This is a genomic window from Mycobacterium sp. TH-M82, from assembly GCF_057473605.1.
Genome location: NZ_JBYCKY010000420.1, coordinates 1 through 1457 on the forward strand (window position 1 = coordinate 1; position 1457 = coordinate 1457).

Consider the following 1457-nt stretch of genomic DNA (forward strand, 5'->3'; position numbering starts at 1 on the left):
GAAGATTTCGACCGGTGTTACCGCGTCGTGCAGGCCAAGGACGTCCGGTTCGACGGCTGGTTTGTCACCGCGGTGCGAACCACCGGGATCTACTGTCGGCCCAGCTGCCCCGCACGCCCACCGCAGCCTCGTAATGTACGGTTCTTCCCGACCGCCGCGGCCGCCCAGCAGGCCGGCTTCCGGGCCTGCAAGCGGTGCCGTCCCGATGCCTCTCCCGGATCGCCGGAATGGAACTTCCGTGACGACGCGGTGGCCCGGGCGATGCGCCTCATCGCCGATGGCACGGTGGACCGAGAAGGTGTGGCGGGGCTGGCGCGTCACCTCGGCTACTCCACCCGGCAGCTGCAGCGGCTGCTGCAGACCGGGGTCGGGGCCGGTCCGCTCGCGCTGGCCCGAGCGCAGCGTATGCAGACCGCGCGGATCTTGATCGAGACAACAAACCTCCCGTTGGGCGACGTCGCATTCGCGGCCGGTTTCCCCAGCATCCGCCAGTTCAACGACACCGTACGCACGGTGTGCGGCACCACCCCGACGGCGTTGCGGCGCCGCGTGCGAGTCCCGTTGGAACCCGGCACCGCCAACCCGGGAACGCTGTCGTTGCGGCTGCCGGTGCGCACCCCGTTCGCCTACGAGGGCGCTTTCGGCCATCTGGCGGCCAGCGCAGTGCCCGGCTGTGAGGACGTACACGACGGCGCATATCGACGCACCTTGCGGCTGCCTCATGGCAGCGGGATTGTCAGCTTGACCCCGGCCGCCGACCACGTCCGGTGCCTGCTTACTCTTGCCGATCTGCGCGACCTCGCGACCGCGGTTACCCGGTGTCGGCGGCTCCTGGACCTGGATGCCGACCCGGAGGCGGTCGTCGAGGCGCTCACCCGTGATCCCGGGCTGGGGCCGGTCGTGATCAAGGCGCCCGGCCAGCGCATTCCCCGCACGGTCGACGAGGCCGAGCTCGCAGTCCGCGTCGTGCTGAGCCAACAAGTTTCGATGAAGGCCGCGCGAACCCACGCGAGCAGGCTGGTTGCCAGTTACGGCCAACCGATCATTGACCCCGGCGGTGCGCTGACCCATATCTTCCCGTCGGCCGAGCGACTTGCCGATATCGATCCCGCCCGGCTGGCGTTTCCCCGGACCCGGCAACGAACCTTCGCCACCCTGGTCGCCGCGCTGGCCGGCGGCAGCATCGTGCTCGATGCCGGCAGCGACTGGGAGTACGCCCGTCGACAGCTGCTTGACCTGCCCGGGATCGGCGCCTGGACGGCCGAGGTGATCGCCATGCGCTGCCTCGGCGACCCCGATGCGTTTCCGGTGAGCGATCTCGGTGTCCAGGTCGCCGCCAAGCAACTGCGGCTACCGACGGCCCCGCAGGCACTGGTCGAGCGCAGCGTTCGCTGGCGCCCGTGGCGCTCGTACGCGACACAGCATCTGTGGGCCACACTCGATCACGCTGTCAACGA

General features: G+C 69.7%; 1 protein-coding gene. It reads left to right on the top strand.

The genetic code is table 11. The annotated features are described in order from the left end of the window. Window positions 1-1457 (top strand): AlkA N-terminal domain-containing protein (locus AC2VON_RS13085; RefSeq protein ID WP_486953351.1); only part of this gene is annotated, 1457 nt, incomplete at both ends.